This window comes from Streptomyces sp. NPDC055632 (assembly GCF_053618675.1).
In genome coordinates, this window is record NZ_JBSHHY010000055.1 from 1 (window position 1) to 18,753 (window position 18,753).

The following is an 18,753-nucleotide window of genomic DNA, read 5'->3' on the forward strand; positions in this document are numbered from 1 at the left end:
GCGGCCGGCGAGGAGATGCGAAACCTCGCTGCAGAGTTCCAGATGTTTCTCACGAGCACAGTTGGATAGCTGAGCCACCACGTGAGACAACCTCTTAATGTTCGACGATTTCGCCGGCGGTGATCAGCCCGATGGTGACTGGATCGTTGAGCAGTTGCGTCCGTCGTCAGCGTCAGGCCCATGCCGGTGGAGCTGGTCGAGCCCGGAGCTCTGGGCTCCGAGCTCGACGTGATTCAGCGCTTTCGCCTCGCCGGTCGAGGGCTCGGCGAAGGGCACACCTGCTAGAGGGTGCCGGTGATCGCGGTGGTGCCGAGGGTTCCGGTCACACCCTGGAGACTGACCGTGGTGGTCGGGGTCCAGGTGCGGTCGGCGTGGCGGATGATGTGGAGGAGCTTGTTGTCGGTCGTGGTGGCGGTCAGCTGCAGTTCGCCGTCTACGTGCGCGGCACCGAGGGACTTGACGGTGACGGTGCCCAGGTAGTCCTTCAAGTCACCGAAGGTCGTCCAGGTGCGGTCGGCCTTGCGGATGGCGTGGTACTGGCGGGTGCCGTTGTCGGTGGCGATGACGATCTGTGCGTCGCCGCCGGTGCCGGCCATGCTCACCGAGGTGATAGGGCCGGTCGTGCCGGCGGCGCCGGCGACGTTGCCCCAGGTGCTCCACTGTCCCGCGCTATTGCGGATGGTGTGGTAGGCCTTGCCGCCGCTGACGGTGATGAGCTGGAGTTCGCCGCCCACGCTGGCAGTGGCGGCAGCGGTCACGGTGCCGATCGGGCCGACGGCGCCGGCGACGTCACCGAAGGAGGTCCAGTTACCGGTGGCGTTGCGCAGGGAGTGGAAGACCTTGCCGCTGGCGACCGCGACGACGTGGAGGTCGTTGCCGACGGAGACGGCCGAGACCTGTGTGACGTTGCTGAGGGTGCCAGCGACGTCGCCGACGTGGCCGAAGTTCCCCCAGGTGCCATCGGCCTTGCGGACGGTGTGGTAGATCTTCCCGTTGCCGCCGAGGGCCACGACGTGGGTGTCGGCGTTGATGCCGGCCGCGGCGGCCGTCCGGACGCCGCCGATGTTCGTCGCCTGAGCCTGGACGTCGGTGAACCCGGTCCAGGAGCCGTCGGCCAGGCGGATGCCCTGGTAGAGGCCGGTGCCGGCCTGCACGAGAGTTTCGGTCTTCCAGCCGGGAGTCAGCGAGCGAGCCTGCGCGATCCATCCGCCGAGGTCGTCGACCCGGCTCGCGTACGCACCGGTGCGGGTCTCGCTGCTGCCCAGGCAGCCGCCCTGGAAGGACCGGCTGACGATGCCGGCGAGGGAGTAGGTGTTGACTCCGGTGCGGCGAAGCGCGGGACCGCCACCGTCGCCCATGCATACGGTCGCGTCGGCCGGATCCGCGGCGGCGAGGTCGAAGCCGGCCGCCTCCACGGTCCCGGCGGCGAACTTCGCGTCGTGGCGGGAGGTGGGAATCCACTCGGTCTTGGTACGCCCGAAGCCGACGACGGTCAGCTGCTGACCCGTGACGGGTGCGCCGGAGACGAGCGGGACCGGCGTGATGTTGGTCGTCGGCTTCGCGAGGCGGGCCATGATCAGGTCCCGGTCGGGGTGGGGAACCAACTGCGCGATGTCGCTGGTGTGCCCGCCAGCCAGGGCGGTGTGCGGCTTGCCGAGAACGACGGTGGTCTTGTCCTTCGGCGCCGCGGCCGCGACGGTGTTGGCCTCGGCGGGGTTGTCGGCGAAGCAGCTCTTGGCCGAGATGACCCACTCCGGGTCGACCAGCGCGGCGGAACAGGTGCGCTTGGAGTCGCCGATGGTCAGCTTGCCGTTGAAGCCGAGCCCGAAGGGGTCGGCGGAAACACCCGGCGGCGTGGTGGCCGTAGTGCCGGTGACGCGCATCTCCAGCAGGACCGCTTCGGTCTGCTCGGCGCCGGCTTCACCGAAGCCCTTCCCGGTGTTAGCCGGGAAGTCAAGGATCTTCTGCTCGTCCTTGACGGAGATGCTGGCCTTCACCGACCGCTCGTAGGTCTGGATCCGGTAGGCGCCGGGAATGTTGACGGTCAGGAAGCCGGTGCCGCGCGGGGCGGCGAAGCACATGCGCTCCTCGTCCAGCTTGATGCCGCGCGCCCAGATCTTGATCTGGTACGGGCCGGAGCAGGAGGTGTAGGTGATGCCGCCGTCCCCGCGGACGAGCCGGGCGCCGGTTTCGGCGAAGACCTGGTCGCTGTTGGGGTAGGAGCCGTCTTCGTAGACGAACGAGGCACCGGAGTTGGCCGCCGGCTCGCCTGCGGCGGAGGCGAGCGGAGTCACGGTCCCCAGCAGGACAGCAGCAGCCGCGGTGGCGGCGGGCAGCCACCAGCGTGTACGCAAGGCCATGTGATCGCTTTCTAAAGCGCACCCAGGAGACGATCCGAAGGTGCCGTTGAAGTGTTCCCGGACATGCGGGAAACGCAAAGAGAGACCCGGCCGCTTCATCGCGGTTCGGGAGGATCGCCTGGGGGCCGTCGAGCAGCATAACCACCAACGGACCGACCCGGAAATCGCGGGGCCCTGGACGGGCCGTCAAACCCGTCCAGGACCTCGGGGGAACCATGTCACCGCAGGAGATAGCGGTGTGCGTCGACTACGAAGGGCCCGTGGCCGAACGCCGAACTGAGTTCCTCCAGCCGGGCGTACTCGGATACGGTCAGGCCGCAGCCGAAGCGGCCCAGAGCATGCAGCAGGAAGCGGAATCCCAGCTCAGGGCAGACCAGCGTGACGCACCGCTCGACGGCCTGGCCGGTGGCCGAAGCCGGCCCACCATCACCGGCACGTGAACGGTCGAGGAGCCTGGCCATTGCCAGCACTTCCGGCATCAACCGCTGATGCTCGGCCGCCGCCGTCCCCGACGGCTCCGGTGTGCACGCGGGCAGTTCCGCCCACAGCGCTTCCCGCGCGCCGCGGGCGACGGCGAGTCGGGTGACTTCCGCCAGGAGCCGGTGAAACCAGGCCCGCTCAGCCCCGGCGAACGTGGGCGAGCCACCGAGCGGCCCTCCCAGAGCACCCCACAGCCGACCCAGTTCCTCACCAGAGAGGGGCGAGGACACAAGTCGCTGCAGATCTTCGATCAGCAGGATCGGAAAGGCGGGATCACCTGTCGGCCCCAGATAGGTCAGGGCATGCTTGACCGGGTCGTTGGTGTACCGGCTCCAGTCGTTGTGATAGGAGGAGCCGAGTGCGGTCACCCCGAAATCGTCTTCCACCCAATCACGGTGCACGGCTGGCTCGTGCATGATGCTCTTCCTTACTCGGGATAAGCGGTTTTGATGAAGTAGCCGCCGGGCTTGTATCCCGGTTTGGCGACGATCACCACAGTGAACCTGTTGCTGAGATCGGGAATATGGTTCCCAAGATGGTCGTAAGCGTCTCCAAGTGAACCCGTGCCGTACGTACCCGTGAGAGGAAGCTCCGTCGGTCCGCCCTTACCCGCCTTGATCACGAACTTTCTGATCTTTTCCGCGTTCTTGGGGTCGGCCACGAGAGCGTCTACCGCGTCCTGAGCCGTCTTGAGGTCCTTCCAGCGGGAATTACGGGCGGGCGCGCCGTTTTGATCGTCCGACTTCTTCTTGGCGAGCCGCTTCATCTCCGCTGTACTCACGGTCACGTGCTCTTTGATGGTGTGCGCCCTCTTGTCTACCTTCTCGGCGCGGATGAGGTCGGTGCAGTTGTGGACCAGGACCGGGGTGGCCTTGGCGAGGACGTAGTAGCTGTGGACCTCGTTGACCGTGAGGTCGTAGGCAGGCTGGAACTTTTTCCAGTGGGAGACCTTCGCGACCTGTGCGGTGGCACCGGACGGAGTGCGGAGGGTGTCTCCGGGCTTGAGATCGGCCGCGGCAGTCCAGTCGCCCCGGTTCTGCGCCCAGAAGGGGTGGTGTCCGGTCGCGGTGAGCGTGCCTCCGCCGGCGTTCGCGTCCAGGGTGACGGTGGTGAAGTCGCGGTCGTCGGGCGTGTGGATGGTGGTCTGGACCCGACGTGGGCCGGAAACCCCCGTGGTCGGGTCGGCGGCCTGCACCATGTCGCCGATCCGGACCTGCTCGATGGGGCGAGTGGTCCCGTCACCCATCAGCACCGGCGTGCCGGCGGGGAAGCTGTGCTTGGGCGTAAGGCAGTTGGGAAGGTCGATGTCCCGCTTTCGCAGGTTGTTGAGGGTCTCGAAGAGCTTCTCGGCCTTCTTCGACCACTTGATGGTCTTCGGGACGGCGGCAGCGTATCCCGCGACGGGAATCATTGACGCGCAGGACAGTCCGGCGTCGATGTATTTGCTGTTGTCGTCGGTGACGTAGCCTTCGATCCCGTAAGCGGCGCAGTTGATGCCATCGGCGATCTCACCATACCCGGGTATGAGACCGATGATGTCGAGAGCGAAGTGACCGAACTCGAGATAGAACTTCGCCTTCTGATCCGGCGTCGCCGTTATCCACCAGACTAGGGCCGACTTGCCCATCTCCAAGCCGACGTCGACGGCTTCACCGAAGGCGTCACGGAGCTGGGTGTACTTGCCATAGGCCTTCTCCCACCACGTCCGCTCGGCAGCCCGCGCCTGTTCGGCGAGGTAAGTGTCGAGGTGCTGCTGGTAGATGGCGGCCGCTTGGTCGGAGTTCTTGCCGGCGCTGATGGCGGACTGGCGTGCGGCTTCCGCGGCAGCGACGGCGGTCGCGGCGTACTCCCGGGCCAGTCCGGCGCTCGCCTCGGCCCAGAGAGCCGACGCGTTGGCGTTGCTCGCGCTGACCTGCGCTTGTCGCTGCGCCTCGCGCGCGGTGGCAGCGTGGGCCGCTGCCTTCTTCGCGGAGGCCTCGGCCTGGTCCGCGGAGGCGTCCGCCTGCTGAGCGTACCCCGCGGCATTGGCAGCGTAGGTTTGTGCCTGTTGGGCGTAGACCTCGGCATCGCTCGACGCGTTCAACGCCACGGCAGCGGTCTTCAGGGCTTCTGCAGCGCGCTGCTGGGCGAGGGCCGCAACCTGCGCGGATCCGGCGATCACATGCTGGATCTGCGCGACGTGTGAAGCGTTGGCCTGGTCGCGCTGAGCGGCTTTGTACTGGCCCCGCTCGATGAAGGCATGCCGGGACGGCGCAGGGCTCTCCAGTGCGATCTCCGCATAGGCCTTGACCTCCGGCCCGCCGTTCTCGGCCAGAGAAGCCACGATGACCTGGTTGTCGCTGTTGCGCGCGGAGTACTGGATGGTGGTGAGGAAGTCGAGCAGCGGCTGGTAGCCGATGTCGTTGATCGCCTTCTCAGCTGCACTCTTGACGGCCGGACCGCCGGCCTCGCCAATGCGGGCAACCTCGACGCGCAGGTCGGAGGCGGCGGCCGCGTACTGGCCGACCTCCAAGTAGGCATGGATCTGTGCTGCGTCCCCGGTCAGTGCCGCTTCGGCGCCGGTGACCACGGCCTCGTGCTCCGAGTTCTGTGCCAGGGAGCGGAGCTGATCGCGCTCGTCCTGCTGAAACGCCGAGCGCCACCCGACGCGGGCATACTCGACCACGACGGCGTTGTCCGCGGAGGCCAGCGCCCCCTCGGCTGCGGCCTTGCTCCAGTCGCTCTGGGTCTCCAGAGCGGCCAGCGCCAGCTTGCGGCCGGTCGCCGCGATCACGGCGCCGTCCGCAGCCGGCTGGGCGGCGTCCTGCGCAAGGCGGGCAAAGTCGTCCTGGAGCTTGTCGGACTCGGCTGCGGCCTTCTTGCTCTCGGCAAGCGTGGCGTTGTAGGCGGCCTTCGCGTCCTTGGCGTGGTTGATACCGGTCGCCTTGCGAGCAGCCAGCTCCTCGGCCTCAGCCTTGCGTGCCAGGTCGTGGGTGTCCTTGGCCTTGTCCACTGCTGCCACGGCCTCATTGGCACGCAGCAGAGCGGCGTCAGCGTGCTTTTTCGCGTCCAGCGCGGCTTCCTTGGAACCAGCCGCGTACTGACCGGCCTTCAGCGCGGCGTCGGCCGCGTTGCGGGCGTGCTGGGCCGCGGAGCGCGCGGCATCTCGCGCCGCCCGGGCCTGCCGGGCGGCGTCGGCCGCATGGCCGGCCGCAGCGTTCGCAGCCCGGGTCGCCTCAGCAGCGTGACGGCGGGCGGCGGCAGCAGCAGCACGGGCCTCGTCCGATGAGGCACCTGCTTCCTCGGCGTACCCGCTTGCCTCGTCCGCTGCCAAGGCAGTGGCGTTGGCGTTGGCGGCCGAGGATGCGGCGGCGCGTGCAGCGGCAGCCGAGGCGTCACCGGCGATTGCAGCCCGATCCGCAGCGTTCGCCGCGGACTCCGCCGCCTCCGCAGCCTTCAGAGCCTGCGCGGACAACATCTCGTCGCGCTTACCGTTGGCGGCGCTGTTCAGCGCAGCGGTGGCAGCACGGGCGGCACCCGCCGCCGCGTTCGCGGCAGCACCCGCCGCTGCGGCAGCAACCTGGGCCGCCGCGTTCGCGGAACGCGACGCCGCAATGGCGGCCTGCGCGGCCTGCGCAGCCTTGCGGGTCGACTCCGCCGCCCGCCGCGCCGCGTCGGCTGCCCGATCGGCATCCTTCTTTGCCAGCGCGGCTTCCGCGGCCGCCCGCTGAGTCTCCTCCTTCGCCAGGCGCGCCAGTGTGATCGCCTTGTCCGCGGACTCCTTCGCGGCCTTGCTCTCCCGCTCCGCCGCATCACCGGCCTCGTTGGCCTGCTGAGCAAGCTCCGTGACCGAGGCGAACTCCTGGTCCTGCGCCCGCGCCACATGCTGGCCGAAGCTGAGGAAGTCTCGGACGTCCTCGATGGACCCGTTGAGAGCCGCACTCGCGCCGGCCCGCACCTTCGGACCACCCGCGGTCTCCAGCTGGGCCACCCGTACGCGGGCGTCGGAGTCCCGCTTCCTGTACTGCCCCTCGCTCAGGAACTCCCGCACCGCCTCGATGTCCGAGTTCAGTGCGGCTTCCGCAGCAGCGTGCAGCGCGCGTCCGCCGGTCTCCCCGATGGCTGCCGCCTGGACCCGCTGGTCCTGGGCCAGGGGTGCCTTCCACCCCTCCTTCAGGAACGTGTCCAGTTGCTTGGGCGTACCCGCGAGCGCGGCTTCGGCCGCCTTGCGGACGGCCGGCCCAGCATCGGCCACGACCTGGAGCGCGGCCTCGCGGTCATCGAGGTTTTCCGCGATCGCCCGGCCTTTCTCCAGGAACGCGCGGATGTCGGAGTCCGAGCCGGTCATGGCCACACCGGCGGCCGCCTTCGTCGCGGGACCCCCGCCCTTCCACGCGGCCAGGACCTGACCCCGCTCGCTCACCACTGGCTCTGCGGCCGCCGCCGGCGCTGCCGACACCAGTCCGGACAGCAGGGCAAGAGGCAGCACCCCGCCCGCTGTCTGTCGCAGCGGACGCCACCCCCGGTCCACTGGCCCCCAGAGACTTCTTGCTCGACGCACGAAAAGCTTTCCCCTCAAATCGCGGATCGTCGAACGTGCGCATGACGAAGCCGGCCAGGGTGGTCACCTGGCCGGCACGGCGCGGCTCGCCGGGCATGCCGCACAGCCGGCCGCCACCCAAGACGCTCCCCAGGCCAGGCGACGGCGGCACCCCCTGCGGGCTTCCTTGCCCCAGGTGCGGCTCGACGTTCAATAAAGAGTGACTAAGCAAGCGTCAACATGGTTGTACGAAAATCGAATCTCTTCTCAGCAATCTGGAAGATGCCGGAGCTGCGGTTGAGCACGGCCACGGGACATGCTCTGCGAGAGCGAGGCGACCGGTGAAGGGTCTGCTGCGGCTCTCAGTCCGGCCTCGGAGTCGGCGGCGAGCCACCGCAGGAACGCTCGGTGCTGGGGCAGATAGCAGCTGTTCGCCGGCTCGTCCGCCAGCACCAGTGCCTGCGCACCGTTCTCGTCGATGGGGATCACACCGGCCAGATCGTCCACCGCGCAGGCCCGGTCGTAGTCGTCTGGGGCGGTGGCGCCTCCCGCCATAAGACCATCCTTCGTGCACCCGCCCCAGGAAGCCAGGGCTGAGACGGGGACGACGATCAGAGGGCCGCCCATCGACTCAGTGGACGAGGAGGTGATCATGCAGTCAGTATGCCCGCGCCCACTGACACCGCCCCCGGGCTCGTTGGAGCCCAGCACGGGGAAATACTCAGCGCCTGTGGCAAGCAGCAGTTACGGGACAGTCTTTAGTGTCGGCAGCTCGTTCCGAAGCTGGCATGCATATGAGTCAGGCGTGGAGGCAGTCGCCGATCCGGAGTGACGACGGAGTGAACCTGGGGCAGGCGTATGCCCGAGATCGGTCCGCCGTGCGTGCTGTGTGCATCGAAGCCATGAAGTCCAGCCTCTGGCGGTGTCCTTCTGTCGCTGGCACGTCCGCGCAAGGAAGCTGTTGCTGTAGCTGCGGGATGATCTCTCAATAGACCTTCTGTTGTTCCAGCCACTTGAAGACCTCGGCCCTTTTGTACAGGACCTTGGCGTTCTTGCCTCGGCCGAGCTTGTACCCCTTCAAGCCCAGCTTCGAAGCTTCCTTGTGGACCCAGCTCGTCGACATGCTCAGCATCACGGCGACCTCGGAGGTCTCTATGAGGATGGGTTCGACGGATGGGCGTCGTCGCGGGTGGGTGGTGTCGAAAGGCTGCGGTTCCATGGCTGAGGCGACTCCTTCGAGGCTGGGCTGAGCGCGATCACGGTGCCGAATTGCTGCGCGCTCTGGCGGGTTCCGATGTTGTTGCCGGCCGTCTTGTGGAACTGGTCAGAGCTGTCGGCTCGGCTAGGCCATGGTCACGAGAAGAGCCGGTTTTGCTCAGCTGGAGATTTCTGCTAAACGGCCGCGTGTCTGCGGCTTCCTGCGGTGGCGACTCCTCGCGCCCACAAGGATCGTGTGCCGCTACACCACGAGAGTGATGGTGGTCACGAGGGCTTCTGCGGGTGCACTGCGTAGGCTTGCGAGGTCGTCGCGGTGGAGTCGGGGCATGCGTATGCAGTCCCTCGGCATCGCCTGATGATGCGTCAGGAAAGTCAGCAAGTGGTCAGCATGAGTCCTGAAAAACCTGGGAACAGCTGCCCGAACTTGCGACTCGTTGTAGGGTGTGGAAACAGCCCTTGACCTGCAAAAACGCAGGCAGGGAGCCTATGTCCAGGAGTACCTCAGTGATACGAACGATGTTCAAGTCCAAGATCCACCGCGCCACCGTCACCCAGGCCGACCTGCACTACGTCGGTTCGGTCACCGTCGACGTGGAGTTGATGGAGGCGGCCGACCTGCTTCCCGGCGAGTTGGTGCACATCGTCGACATCGACAACGGCGCCCGTCTGGAGACGTACGTCATCGAGGGCGAGCGCGGGTCCGGTGTCATCGGGATCAACGGCGCCGCCGCGCACCTCGTGCACCCCGGGGACCTCGTCATCCTCATCAGCTACGCGCAGATGGAGGACGCGGAGGCGCGGGCCTTCGTGCCGCGTGTCGTGCACGTCGACGGGGGCAACCGCATCGTGGAGCTGGGGAACGACGCGTCCGCGCCCGTCCCCGGCAGCGACACGGTGCGCCCCCCGCACGCCGTGCCCGCCCACGGCTGAGCACGGGCTTCCGCCGGGGCGGAGACCACCCGAGGAAGGACGACGGCGCATGACCGAACCGCTGATCCGCGACGACCGGGCGAACGGACGCCTGGAGGCGTTCGAGGAGGGCGCCCCCGTCGGCGTCGTCGTCTACTTCCCTCTCGACGTCGAGCCCCACGCCCTGGTGGCGGTGCACACCGTCGTCGAGGAGGAGCACGAGGGGAAGGGGATCGCCGGGGCGCTCGTGCGCGAGCTCCACGCGATCGCCGCCCGCGAGGGCGTACCCGTCGTACCCCTCTGCTCGTACGCCGCGAAGTGGGCCGAGCGCCACCCGGACGAGGCCCCCGTGCCGTCGGACGAGGTGGTCCGCGCGGCCGAGGAGCAGCTCAGGGCCGCCCCGGAACTGTGGTGACCCCCACCAGCACCCTGGCCCCGCCGCACACCCTGCCGGTCCACGTCCCCGTCTTCGACACCCTGCGGGACGAGCCCGGGAGGCGGCCGGCCGGGGCCGACCCGAAGGGCCGGTCCGACGGGCGCCGGGCGCCCCGCCGCGCCACCCTGGGAAGCGACCGACCCGACGAGCGAAGAGGTCCGTGATGACCCACCCCCACCCCGACCCGCTGCCCCCGTCGCCCATCCCTCCCCCCGCGCCCGTCCCGAACCCCGTACCCCCGCCGAACCCCAGCCCGGTCCCGGCCCCTCCGGACCCCGGTCCGAGCCCGGCCCCGCAGCCCGGCGGGCCCGTACCGGAACCCGAGCCCCAGCCCCAGCCGGGCCCCGCCGGAGGAGGACCGGCGCCCGTGCGGAGGTGACGGAAGAGGGCCCGGATTCCGTGAACCGCTTGTCACGGAGCGTGCGCCACCCCTAACTTGGCGGCTGTCGCTGTGTTCTAGGGGGGCCCATGGCCGTACGCGGACGTCACCGCCGTCACCAGCCGAGCCGCGTCAACCGCGCCTCGCTCACCATCACGGCCGGAGGCGCCGGCATGGCGCTGCCGCTGATGGGCGCGGGCACGGTCCAGGCCGCCTCGCTGAACGTCTGGGAGAAGGTCGCGTCCTGCGAATCCTCCTCCAACTGGCACATCAACACGGGGAACGGCTACTTCGGCGGCCTCCAGTTCACCCAGTCCACCTGGGAGGAGTACGGCGGCACGCACTACGCGCCGCGCGCCGACCTCGCCTCCAAGGACCAGCAGATCCTGATCGCCGAGCGCGTCCTGAAGGGGCAGGGCCCCGGCGCCTGGCCGTCCTGCGGGTCCCGCGCGGGTCTCGCCCGGGGCGGCGCGGCGCCCGAGGTCTCCACCCGGTCCGCCGAGGCGAAGCCGTCCGGCGGGAACCAGGTGCGCACGGCCTCCCTGCCCGGACAGCGCGCCTTACCGGAGCGTCCGGCGCGGAAGGCCGATCCGACCGCCGTGCCCACCGTGCGCGAGATGTACACGGTGACGCCCGGCGACTCCCTGTCGAAGATCGCCGGCGAGAAGAACGTACGCGGCGGCTGGCAGCGCCTGTACGAGGCGAACCGGCCCGTCGTCGGCGACGACCCCGACCTCATCCTCCCCGGTCAGCGCCTCACCCTGCGCATCACCGCGCCCAAGAAGCCCGGGCAGCCGAGCGGCGCCGGGCAGCCGGGCAGGACGGGGCAGGGCGGCGGGAAGACGGGTGTGGCCGGGAAGGCGCCCGCTCCCGTCAGGACCGCCCCGCCGACGGCGACGCCTCCCCGGCCCGCCCCCCGGCCGACGACCGCACCCGTCGCGAAGCCCGTCACCAAGCCCGTGGCCGAGACCGCCGTCAAGCCGGTCACCCGGCCGGCCGCGAAACCGGCGGCCAAGCCGGCCGCCAAGCCCGCGGTCGCGAAGCCCGCGACCAAGCCCGCCGCCGTCAAGCCCCGCCCGGCCCCCGCCGCCGAGGTCCACTACTCCGCCCCCGTCTCCGCGGGCATCGGCACCCGCTACGGCAAGCCCGGCTCCTCCTGGTCCAGCGGCTACCACACCGGCGTCGACTTCCCCGTCCCCACCGGCACCTCGGTCAAGGCCGTGGCCGGAGGCCGGATCGTCTCGGCCGGCTGGGCGGGCGCGTACGGCTACCAGATCGTCCTCCGCCACGACGACGGCCGCTACAGCCAGTACGCGCACCTCTCGGCGCTCACCGTCCGCGAGGGCCAGCGGGTGACCGCCGGGCAGCGCATCGCCCGCTCAGGGTCGACCGGCAACAGCTCGGGACCGCACCTGCACTTCGAGGTCCGCACGGGCCCCGGATACGGCTCCGACATCGACCCCCTGGCCTATCTCAGGGCCCGCGGCGTCTCCGTCTGACCCCCTCCCCGGCCCCTTCCCGCGACCCGGCGCGGCGGAAGGGGCCGGGGCCTCCGGCGCGGGCGCCATCCGGTCGAGCGTCAGCTCCACCAGACCGCCCGCGGCGACCGCGCCGCACAGCAGCGCGGCCACGGCGCCCGCCGCGCCGTAGCGGAAGCCCTCGCCGAACAGCGTCACGCCCACCGCCGCGGCGACCACCGGATTGACCACCGTGAGGGTGGCGAGCGGGGCGGCGAGCCCCGCGCCCCGGTACGAGGCCTGGGAGAGCAGCAGCCCGCCCACGGCGAACGCCGACAGGACCAGGAGCGCCGTCCACTCGGCCAGCGGCGCCTCCGGCGTCCACTCCCCGGACACCGCCTTGGTGAACACCGACGCGGCCCCGAAGGAGACGCCCGCCGCCGTCGCCAGGAGGACGCTCCGCAGCGCCGACCGGCCCACCAGGTGCGCGCACGCGAAGAGCAGGCCCACCGCGCCGAAGGCGGCGCCCGTGAGCAGCCACCGGTCCCCGTCGCCCAGGGACCGCGCGTCGGCGCCGGTCGTGAGGCTCAGCAGGCCCGCGAGGCCCGCCGTGGCCATGAGGGCGCCGTGCCGGGCCCGCCGCCCGGCCCCGCGGCCGACGAAGAGGGCCGCCATGGGCAGCGCGAACACGATCGTGAGCGCGCCCAGCGGCTGGACCAGGCTGAGCGGCCCGTACGCGAGGGCGGCGACGTGCAGCGCCGCCCCGACGCCGTTGAGCACCACGGCCCCCCACCAGGCCGGACGGCGCAGCGGTGCGTAGCGCGGGCCGGCGGCGGAGGCCGCGACACGCTCCTGGACGATCGCCGCGGCCGCGTAGGCCACCGCGGAGACCAGGGCCAGGACGACGGACAGCGCGAGTGGACTCATGCCTTCCACGATCCTCCTTCCCGGCCGTTCGCGTCGTCGTACCGGAGGACCTCTTCGCGCGTACCCCTTCCGCGGTACGGAGGGCCCGCGTACGTCCCGGGTTGTACGCCCACGCAGGTCGGAACCGGTGCGAAGCGGTCTTCCGGCCCCCGCCCGGGGCGCTACCGTGGACGCCGGCCCGGAACCGGGCCCGGGGCGGACGACGGTGCGGGACGGGAGCGTGGGGCCGGATGGACCTCGTCGAGAGCGGATCGGTGGGCGGGTTCTTCGCCCTGCGGACCGCCCCGCCGGAGACCGGCGGCGCCCATCTGCCGCTCGCCCGGATCTACGCGGGGGAGGGCGGCCCCCTCACCGCGCGCGTGGACCGGGTCGCCGCCCGGCTCGGGGCCCCCGAGCGACGGGTCGGCGCCTCCGTGGCCCACCTGGGGCTCGCGGCCCGGCTCTGGTCCACCGCCCTCGGCCCCGCCGCGCTGTACGGCCGCTTCCCGGACCTCGACCCCGCCGAGCTGTCCTGGGACGGGGCCCTGACCTCGCCCGACGACCTGTGGTGGGCCGGGTCCGCGACCCGCCCCGCCACCGCCGCCGACCTCCGCGCGGCCGTCCAGGAGGCCCACCTCGTGCCGCTCCACGCGGCCCTGCGCCGCGACGGCCGCATATCGCCCCGGCTGCTCTGGGGCAACGCCGGCTCCGCCCTCGCCGGAGCCCTGCGCGAACTGACCCGCTGGGCCCGCGCCCACGGCAGGCCCGACGCGGCCGACCGGGCCGCCGCCCTGGTCGCGGAGCTCCTCGACCACCCCGACCTCGCCGGCACGGTCCGCGGCCCCCGGCTGCGCCGCGCCAGCTGCTGCCTCTACTACCGCTGCCCCGGCGGCGGACTGTGCGGCGACTGTGTCTTCGACCACGCCCCCCGAACGGGTTTGGAGGCGCGGCCCCCCGCTCCGTAAACTCGCCCTTTCGAAGGCCCGACGACGGCGAGAGCCCGAGCGCGGCGAAACTCCGAGAGCGGCGACGCACGAGCGAACGAGGAACCCGAAGGCCATGACGGTGACCGAAGAAACCCAGGACCACGGGCCGGGCATCGACCCCGAGCGCCTGGCCGTCTGCCTCGGCGTCCTCGACGAGCTCGACGAACTGGAGATAGACCACCCGGACGCGATCCGCGTCCGGCGTGCCACCGCGGGGATCTACCGCACCGTGAAGCAGCGCCGCCGCCAGGAGCGCCGGGCCGCCAAGACCGCCAACGACAAGGCGGTCACCGAGGCCACGGCCACCGGCTCCGCGCAGCGCATCGACGACGAGACCGAGGGCATCCTGCCCACCTCCGTCACCGAGGAGGGCCGGATCGCGGGCATCCTCCAGCGCCCCCGCTCCTGCTACGTCTGCAAGACGCGGTTCGTCGAGGTCGACTACTTCTACCACCAGCTCTGCCAGCCGTGCGCCGCCGAGAACCGCGCCAAGCGGGAGGCCCGCGCGGACCTCACCGGCAAGCGCGCGCTGCTCACCGGCGGCCGGGCCAAGATCGGCATGTACATCGCGCTGCGGCTGCTGCGCGACGGCGCCCACACCACGATCACCACCCGCTTCCCCAAGGACGCCATCCGCCGCTTCAAGGCGATGGAGGACTCCGCGGACTGGCTGCACCGCCTGGAGGTCGTCGGCATCGACCTGCGCGACCCGGCCCAGGTCGTGGCCCTGGCCGACCGGGTGACCGAGGCCGGTCCGCTGGACGTCCTCATCAACAACGCGACCCAGACCGTGCGCCGGCTGCCCTCCGCGTACGCCGCCCTGGTCGAGGGCGAGAGCGCCCCGCTGCCCGCCGGCGAGCTGCCCGCCCACGACGTCATCGGCGCCTTCAACTCGGGCGCGGTGGACGGCCTGGCCGCGCTGCCCGTCGGCACGAGCGGCCTGGAGGCCCAGAAGGTCGCGGACCTCGCCCTGGTCGCGGGCAACGCCAGCATCGCCCGGCACCTCGACGGCACCGCCATCGACGCGGGCGGCCTGCTTCCGGACGTCGTCGAGACCAACACCTGGGTGCAGAGCATCGAGCAGATCTCCCCGGTGGAGCTCCTGGAGACGCAGCTCTGCAACTACACGGCGCCGTTCATCCTGATCAGCAAGTTGCGGCCGGTGATGGCCGAGGCCGCGCGCAAGGCGGCCAGCGGGCGCGCCTACGTCGTGAACGTCTCCGCGATGGAGGGCGTCTTCAGCCGGGGCTACAAGGGCGCCGGGCACCCGAACACCAACGCGGCGAAGGCCGCGATGAACATGGTGACGCGGACCAGCGGCCAGGAGATGTTCCAGACCGACGGCATCCTCATGACCTCGGTCGACACCGGCTGGATCACCGACGAGCGTCCGCACTTCGACAAGCTGCGCCTCGCGGAGGAGGGCTTCCACGCCCCGCTCGACCTGGTCGACGGCGCGGCCCGGGTCTACGACCCGGTCGTGCGCGGCGAGGCGGGCGAGGACCTGTACGGCGTCTTCCTCAAGGACTACGCCCCCGCCAACTGGTAGCCACCACCCCTTTTCAGGCTTTCCGGCAAGAGCGCCCCACCGGCCAGGCGGGGCGCTCTTTCGGCTCGTTTCACCCGAACGCGTCACACTTCCGAGCCCGGTAGAGCGCGGACGCGCTCATTTGGTTAGTCTGATGTCCACGGTCGGCCACCGAGGAGACACACCTTCCTCACGGTCGGCCCGGGACTGGCCCGCCACCAAGGCCGCGCTCCCGCCCGACGAACGGCGCCACCGCGACCGCACGGCACTTGTCCCACAGGTACGCGACACGAAGGAGTGCGCGGTGACACCCGAACTGACCAAGCAGGAACCGCGACCGAACGAACCCACCGAGCGGCCGCGCCGGAAGGGCGAGCTGGGAAGCCTGGAAGTCTGGGCCCGCTCGGCCCCGATCCGGCTCGCGGGCTACGAGGAAGACCTCGCCGAGCCCCACATCCTGCCGGGCATCGACTGAGTCGGCGCCCCGGGACGATCCCCCCGGTGCCCCGGCCGAACCCTCGGCCGGGGCACCGGCACGTCCCGGAGCCTCAGGACCCGCCCGCGGGTTTCCGCAGCCGGGTCGGCGGCAGGTACTCCCGCAGCGGCGTCCGGTGCCACCACGCCCCGGTCGCGCGCAGCTCGCGCCAGGTCGTGTAGCGGTAGCGGTACAGCCGGGCGCGGACGTGGACCGGGGGCTCGTCCGGGAACGGGTTGTGGGCGAGCAGCCGCAGGGTGTCCCGGTCGCCGTCGAGCAGCCGCTCGACGAAGGGCCCGAACCACGCGCGCGCGTACCCGGGGGAGAGCGCCGCGAACCACATCAGCCAGTCGAGCCGCAGGTGGTACGGGGCGAACTGGCGCGGCAGCCGGCGCGGGTCGCCCGGCTTGCCCCGGAAGCCGTACTCCCGCCAGACGGTGCCCCCGTGCGGCGCCGGGTCGTCGGTGCCCTCGATCACGATCTCGTCCCGGACCCGGCCGACCGTGCCGAACGCGCCGTAGCTGTTGACCAGGTGGAACGGGTCGTACGAGCGGTTCATCGCCTGGTGCCGGGAGAGCAGGTTGCGCACCGGGCGGTAGCTGCGGACCAGGACGAGGGCGGTCACCGCGACGACCAGGACGGCGTACCAGAGCGGCGGGTCCGGCCGCGGGTGGTCGCCGGTGAGCGGGGAGGCGTCCACGGCCGCGAGGGCGAGCACGATGGTGATCCAGTTCAGCCAGGCGAAGTTGCCCGAGAGCACCAGCCAGAGCTGGGTGACCACCATCAGACCGGCCGCCACCGTGGCCACCGGCTGCGGGGCGAAGAGGAAGAACGGCACGACGAGCTGGACGACGTGGTTGGCCGCCGCCTCCGCCTTGTGCAGCGGGCGGGGGAGGTGGTGGAAGAACCAGCTCAGCGGGCCGGGCATCGGCTGGGTCTCGTGGTGGTGGCAGAGGCAGGTCAGGTCCCGCCAGCAGCGGTCGCCGCGGATCTTGATGAGCCCGGCCCCGAACTCGACCCGGAAGAGCAGCCAGCGCAGCAGCAGGAGCACCAGGAGGGGCGGGGCCGTGTCGTCGTTGCCGAGGAACACCGCCAGGAACCCGGCCTCCAGGAGCAGCGACTCCCACCCGAAGGCGTACCAGGTCTGGCCGACGTTCACGATCGACAGGTAGAGCGCCCAGAGCACCAGCCACAGGAGCATCGAGACCGGCAGCGGCACGGCGTCCCCGGCGCCCGCCACCAGGGCGAGCGCCAGGGCGGCGCCGGTCCGGGAGACCGTCGCGAACAGGCGGTCGGAGTAGTGCCAGTGGAAGAGCGAGGGCGTGTGGCGGGGCCGGGTCCGGCGCACGTACTCCGGCACCGGGAGCATGCCGCGCTCCCCGATCAGCGCCCGGAACTGGAGGGCGGCCGACAGGAACGCCACGAAGTACAGCCCGGCCAGGCCGCGCTGGAAGACGATCCGGGCCGTCCAGAGGTCGGGCGCCGTGAACCACTCCATCGCCTCCAGTATCGGCCCGGGGTCACGTCCTGACGAGGCGCCGCAGGGTCCGGGCGAGTCGGCGGGCGTACGCGCGCTGGAGCGGCGGGACCAGGGGCCCGGCGAGCCGGGTGTACCAGACGGCGGGACGGCTGAAGGCGGTGACCGTGAACCGGACGGCGCCGTCGGGTTCGAGCGTCACGAGGAAGGACTCCTCGCCGCACTCCGGATGGCCGGCGAGGGTGCCGTACGCGAAGCCGGTGCGGTCCTTCTCGTACGCCGTCCAGATCACCGCGCAGGGGACGGCGATCCGGAGCCGGCCGACGCCCGCCGACACCTCCACGCGGACGCCGGGGCCCGCGCGGTCGGCGTCGGCCACGAGGCCCGCGCCGGAGCGGCGGTGCATCCGCCAGGCGGTGACGGCGGTGCCCGCCGCCGCGAAGGCGGCCGGGCCGTGGCCGACGACCGTGCTGTACCGCAGGTGGTGGTAGCCCTCGGGGAGCGCTTCGGGGGTGCGGGTGGCGCCGACCTCGCGGTAGGTCGGGCCGGGACGGTGGCGGTCGGGCCGGGAGAGGTCCTTCAGGAGGCGGGTCATGCCGGGGACTCCGTTCGCGGGTGGGCGGGGGCGGCCGGTACGGCGGGGGCGTGGTCGGCGTGGTCGGTGTGGTCGGCGTGCAGGCGGCGGCGGGCGAGCAGGGCGCAGACGGCGAAGCCGAGGGCGTTGCCCAGGCCGTGGGTCGCGGCCATCCAGGTCAGGTCGAGGTGCGGAAGGCCGGTGGCCTCGCCGAGCGCCCAGTTCAGGGCGAGCAGCATGGTGGCGGCGAGGACCAGGGCCGAGACGGCGAGCAGGGCGCGGGTGGGGCCGTCGGCCGCGAGGGCGCGGCGCTCGCGCAGGGTCAGGACGGAGACCGCCGTCATGCCGGCGGTGAGGACGACGGCGCCGGCCAGCTCGGCCCAGTCGTCGACGAAGTAGCCGATCAGGACGAGCAGGGTGCCGGCGGGGACGCTGAGCGCGGCGAAGCGGGCGGTGGGGCCGTCCTCGGAGGCGCGGCAGACGAGACCGGCGACCAGGGCGGCGGCGAAGCCCGCGAAGTGGAAGTGCGGGACGGTGAGCGCGAGGACGTCCAGGTCGAAGCCGAAGAGCGGGTACGAGGCCCGTTCCGCGACGAGCGCGAGGCCGGCCACCGAGGGCGAGGCCAGGGCGGTGAGGACGGCGACCTCCCTCGGCCGGAGCGACCGGGTCAGCATCAGCCGGGCCGGTGCCTGGCACGCGAGGGCCAGGGTGGCGAGGGCGTAGACGGCGGCGAGGCCGGCCGAGAGGCCGGAGCGGGGCAGCCAGAGGGAGAGCGCCCCGGGGGCGGCGAGCAGCGGCCAGGCGCGCCGGAGCCGGTCCCAGCCGGGCGGTCTCGGGCCGTCGAGGAGCGCGAGACCCGTCGGGACCACCCAGAACATCCCGATCATCACGACCGGGGCCACCAGGATCGACAGCGCGGTCATGCCATCACCCCCATTTGAACGCGTTCAACCAACAGGTCGAGCCTATGGCTTTTCTTGAACGTGTTCAAGTGCCTCTCCCCGGCGGGGTGACCCGGTCGGTCCCCCTCGGCTTGCGGGTGCCCGCGC

At 71.3% G+C, this 18,753-nt stretch carries 16 protein-coding genes; 7 read left to right on the top strand and 9 right to left on the bottom strand.

All coding sequences use genetic code 11. From position 1 onward, the window contains the following. Nucleotides 1-281 precede the first annotated feature (281 nt). The 5 genes from ACWGSR_RS35210 to ACWGSR_RS35230 all read right to left on the bottom strand — a co-directional run bounded on the left by ACWGSR_RS35210 (nt 282) and on the right by ACWGSR_RS35230 (nt 8,578). Nucleotides 282-2,360: a trypsin-like serine protease gene (locus ACWGSR_RS35210; RefSeq protein WP_453573020.1), complete on the bottom strand. Its 2,079-nt coding sequence runs from the start codon at nt 2,358-2,360 to the stop codon at nt 282-284. A gap of 218 nt (nt 2,361-2,578) precedes the next feature. Next, nucleotides 2,579-3,256: a hypothetical protein gene (locus tag ACWGSR_RS35215; protein ID WP_376242552.1), complete on the bottom strand. Its 678-nt coding sequence runs from the start codon at nt 3,254-3,256 to the stop codon at nt 2,579-2,581. Nucleotides 3,257-3,267: 11 nt separating this feature from the next. Beyond that, nucleotides 3,268-7,308 carry a polymorphic toxin-type HINT domain-containing protein gene (locus ACWGSR_RS35220; protein ID WP_453573023.1) on the bottom strand — a complete coding sequence of 1,347 codons (4,041 nt, stop codon included), beginning with the start codon at nt 7,306-7,308 and terminating at the stop codon, nt 3,268-3,270. A gap of 318 nt (nt 7,309-7,626) precedes the next feature. Beyond that, nucleotides 7,627-8,013: an Imm21 family immunity protein gene (locus ACWGSR_RS35225; RefSeq protein WP_376242548.1), complete on the bottom strand. Its 387-nt coding sequence runs from the start codon at nt 8,011-8,013 to the stop codon at nt 7,627-7,629. Between the two features lie 331 nt (nt 8,014-8,344). Beyond that, entirely contained in the window at nt 8,345-8,578 is a 234-nt protein-coding gene (locus tag ACWGSR_RS35230; protein WP_453573026.1) for a helix-turn-helix domain-containing protein, read from the bottom strand. A 503-nt stretch (nt 8,579-9,081) separates the two neighbouring features. Between ACWGSR_RS35230 and panD the strand changes: the two genes are divergently transcribed. The 4 genes from panD (at nt 9,082) to ACWGSR_RS35250 (ending at nt 11,800) form a co-directional block, all read left to right on the top strand. Beyond that, nucleotides 9,082-9,507, top strand: coding sequence for an aspartate 1-decarboxylase (gene panD / locus ACWGSR_RS35235; RefSeq protein WP_453573029.1), 426 nt, complete (start codon nt 9,082-9,084; stop codon nt 9,505-9,507). Nucleotides 9,508-9,556: 49 nt separating this feature from the next. Next, nucleotides 9,557-9,901 (top strand): GNAT family N-acetyltransferase, encoded by a 345-nt coding sequence (locus tag ACWGSR_RS35240; RefSeq protein ID WP_453573032.1) that lies wholly within the window; start codon nt 9,557-9,559, stop codon nt 9,899-9,901. Further along, on the top strand, nt 9,898-10,086 hold the full coding sequence (locus tag ACWGSR_RS35245; protein WP_453573035.1) for a hypothetical protein: 189 nt from the start codon (nt 9,898-9,900) through the stop codon (nt 10,084-10,086). The genes ACWGSR_RS35240 and ACWGSR_RS35245 overlap by 4 nt, the downstream gene beginning before the upstream one ends. Before the next feature lie 304 nt (nt 10,087-10,390). Next, on the top strand, nt 10,391-11,800 hold the full coding sequence (locus ACWGSR_RS35250) for a transglycosylase family protein (protein WP_453573038.1): 1,410 nt from the start codon (nt 10,391-10,393) through the stop codon (nt 11,798-11,800). On the opposite strand, the gene ACWGSR_RS35255 is transcribed toward ACWGSR_RS35250, so the two are convergent. Then, nucleotides 11,681-12,685 carry a DMT family transporter gene (locus ACWGSR_RS35255; protein ID WP_453573041.1) on the bottom strand — a complete coding sequence of 335 codons (1,005 nt, stop codon included), beginning with the start codon at nt 12,683-12,685 and terminating at the stop codon, nt 11,681-11,683. The two genes, ACWGSR_RS35250 and ACWGSR_RS35255, sit on opposite strands and share 120 nt — an antisense overlap. Nucleotides 12,686-12,915: 230 nt before the next feature. Here ACWGSR_RS35255 and ACWGSR_RS35260 point away from each other — a divergent pair, with 230 nt between their 5' ends. The 3 genes from ACWGSR_RS35260 (at nt 12,916) to ACWGSR_RS35270 (ending at nt 15,653) form a co-directional block, all read left to right on the top strand. Beyond that, a complete protein-coding gene (locus tag ACWGSR_RS35260) occupies nt 12,916-13,629 on the top strand; it encodes a (2Fe-2S)-binding protein (RefSeq protein WP_432128902.1) in 714 nt (237 codons plus the stop codon). Between the two features lie 94 nt (nt 13,630-13,723). Further along, entirely contained in the window at nt 13,724-15,199 is a 1,476-nt protein-coding gene (locus ACWGSR_RS35265) for an SDR family NAD(P)-dependent oxidoreductase (RefSeq protein WP_376242534.1), read from the top strand. Between the two features lie 283 nt (nt 15,200-15,482). Beyond that, nucleotides 15,483-15,653 (top strand): hypothetical protein, encoded by a 171-nt coding sequence (locus ACWGSR_RS35270; protein WP_366378545.1) that lies wholly within the window; start codon nt 15,483-15,485, stop codon nt 15,651-15,653. A 73-nt stretch (nt 15,654-15,726) separates the two neighbouring features. Here the strand turns inward: ACWGSR_RS35270 and ACWGSR_RS35275 are convergent, their stop codons facing one another. From ACWGSR_RS35275 to ACWGSR_RS35285, 3 genes are read right to left on the bottom strand one after another with little or no spacing between them, the layout of a single operon-like run. Then, entirely contained in the window at nt 15,727-17,151 is a 1,425-nt protein-coding gene (locus ACWGSR_RS35275) for a lipase maturation factor family protein (protein ID WP_453573046.1), read from the bottom strand. Between the two features lie 22 nt (nt 17,152-17,173). Further along, nucleotides 17,174-17,725, bottom strand: coding sequence for a DUF1990 family protein (locus tag ACWGSR_RS35280; protein ID WP_453573049.1), 552 nt, complete (start codon nt 17,723-17,725; stop codon nt 17,174-17,176). After that, a complete protein-coding gene (locus ACWGSR_RS35285; protein WP_376242556.1) occupies nt 17,722-18,618 on the bottom strand; it encodes a YndJ family protein in 897 nt (298 codons plus the stop codon). Before ACWGSR_RS35285 ends, ACWGSR_RS35280 begins: the two co-directional genes overlap by 4 nt. Nucleotides 18,619-18,753 lie beyond the last annotated feature (135 nt).

Bases quoted from the DNA above. Each gene is read 5' to 3' on its own strand.
- ACWGSR_RS35225 (WP_376242548.1), bottom strand. From the start codon at position 8,013: ATGATCACCTCCTCGTCCACTGAGTCGATGGGCGGCCCTCTGATCGTC.
- ACWGSR_RS35275 (WP_453573046.1), bottom strand. From the start codon at position 17,151: ATGGAGTGGTTCACGGCGCCCGACCTCTGGACGGCCCGGATCGTCTTC.
- ACWGSR_RS35280 (WP_453573049.1), bottom strand. From the start codon at position 17,725: ATGACCCGCCTCCTGAAGGACCTCTCCCGGCCCGACCGCCACCGTCCC.
- ACWGSR_RS35250 (WP_453573038.1), top strand. From the start codon at position 10,391: ATGGCCGTACGCGGACGTCACCGCCGTCACCAGCCGAGCCGCGTCAAC.
- ACWGSR_RS35230 (WP_453573026.1), bottom strand. From the start codon at position 8,578: ATGGAACCGCAGCCTTTCGACACCACCCACCCGCGACGACGCCCATCC.
- ACWGSR_RS35265 (WP_376242534.1), top strand. From the start codon at position 13,724: ATGACGGTGACCGAAGAAACCCAGGACCACGGGCCGGGCATCGACCCC.
- ACWGSR_RS35260 (WP_432128902.1), top strand. From the start codon at position 12,916: ATGGACCTCGTCGAGAGCGGATCGGTGGGCGGGTTCTTCGCCCTGCGG.
- ACWGSR_RS35240 (WP_453573032.1), top strand. From the start codon at position 9,557: ATGACCGAACCGCTGATCCGCGACGACCGGGCGAACGGACGCCTGGAG.
- ACWGSR_RS35255 (WP_453573041.1), bottom strand. From the start codon at position 12,685: ATGAGTCCACTCGCGCTGTCCGTCGTCCTGGCCCTGGTCTCCGCGGTG.
- ACWGSR_RS35215 (WP_376242552.1), bottom strand. From the start codon at position 3,256: ATGCACGAGCCAGCCGTGCACCGTGATTGGGTGGAAGACGATTTCGGG.
- ACWGSR_RS35210 (WP_453573020.1), bottom strand. From the start codon at position 2,360: ATGGCCTTGCGTACACGCTGGTGGCTGCCCGCCGCCACCGCGGCTGCT.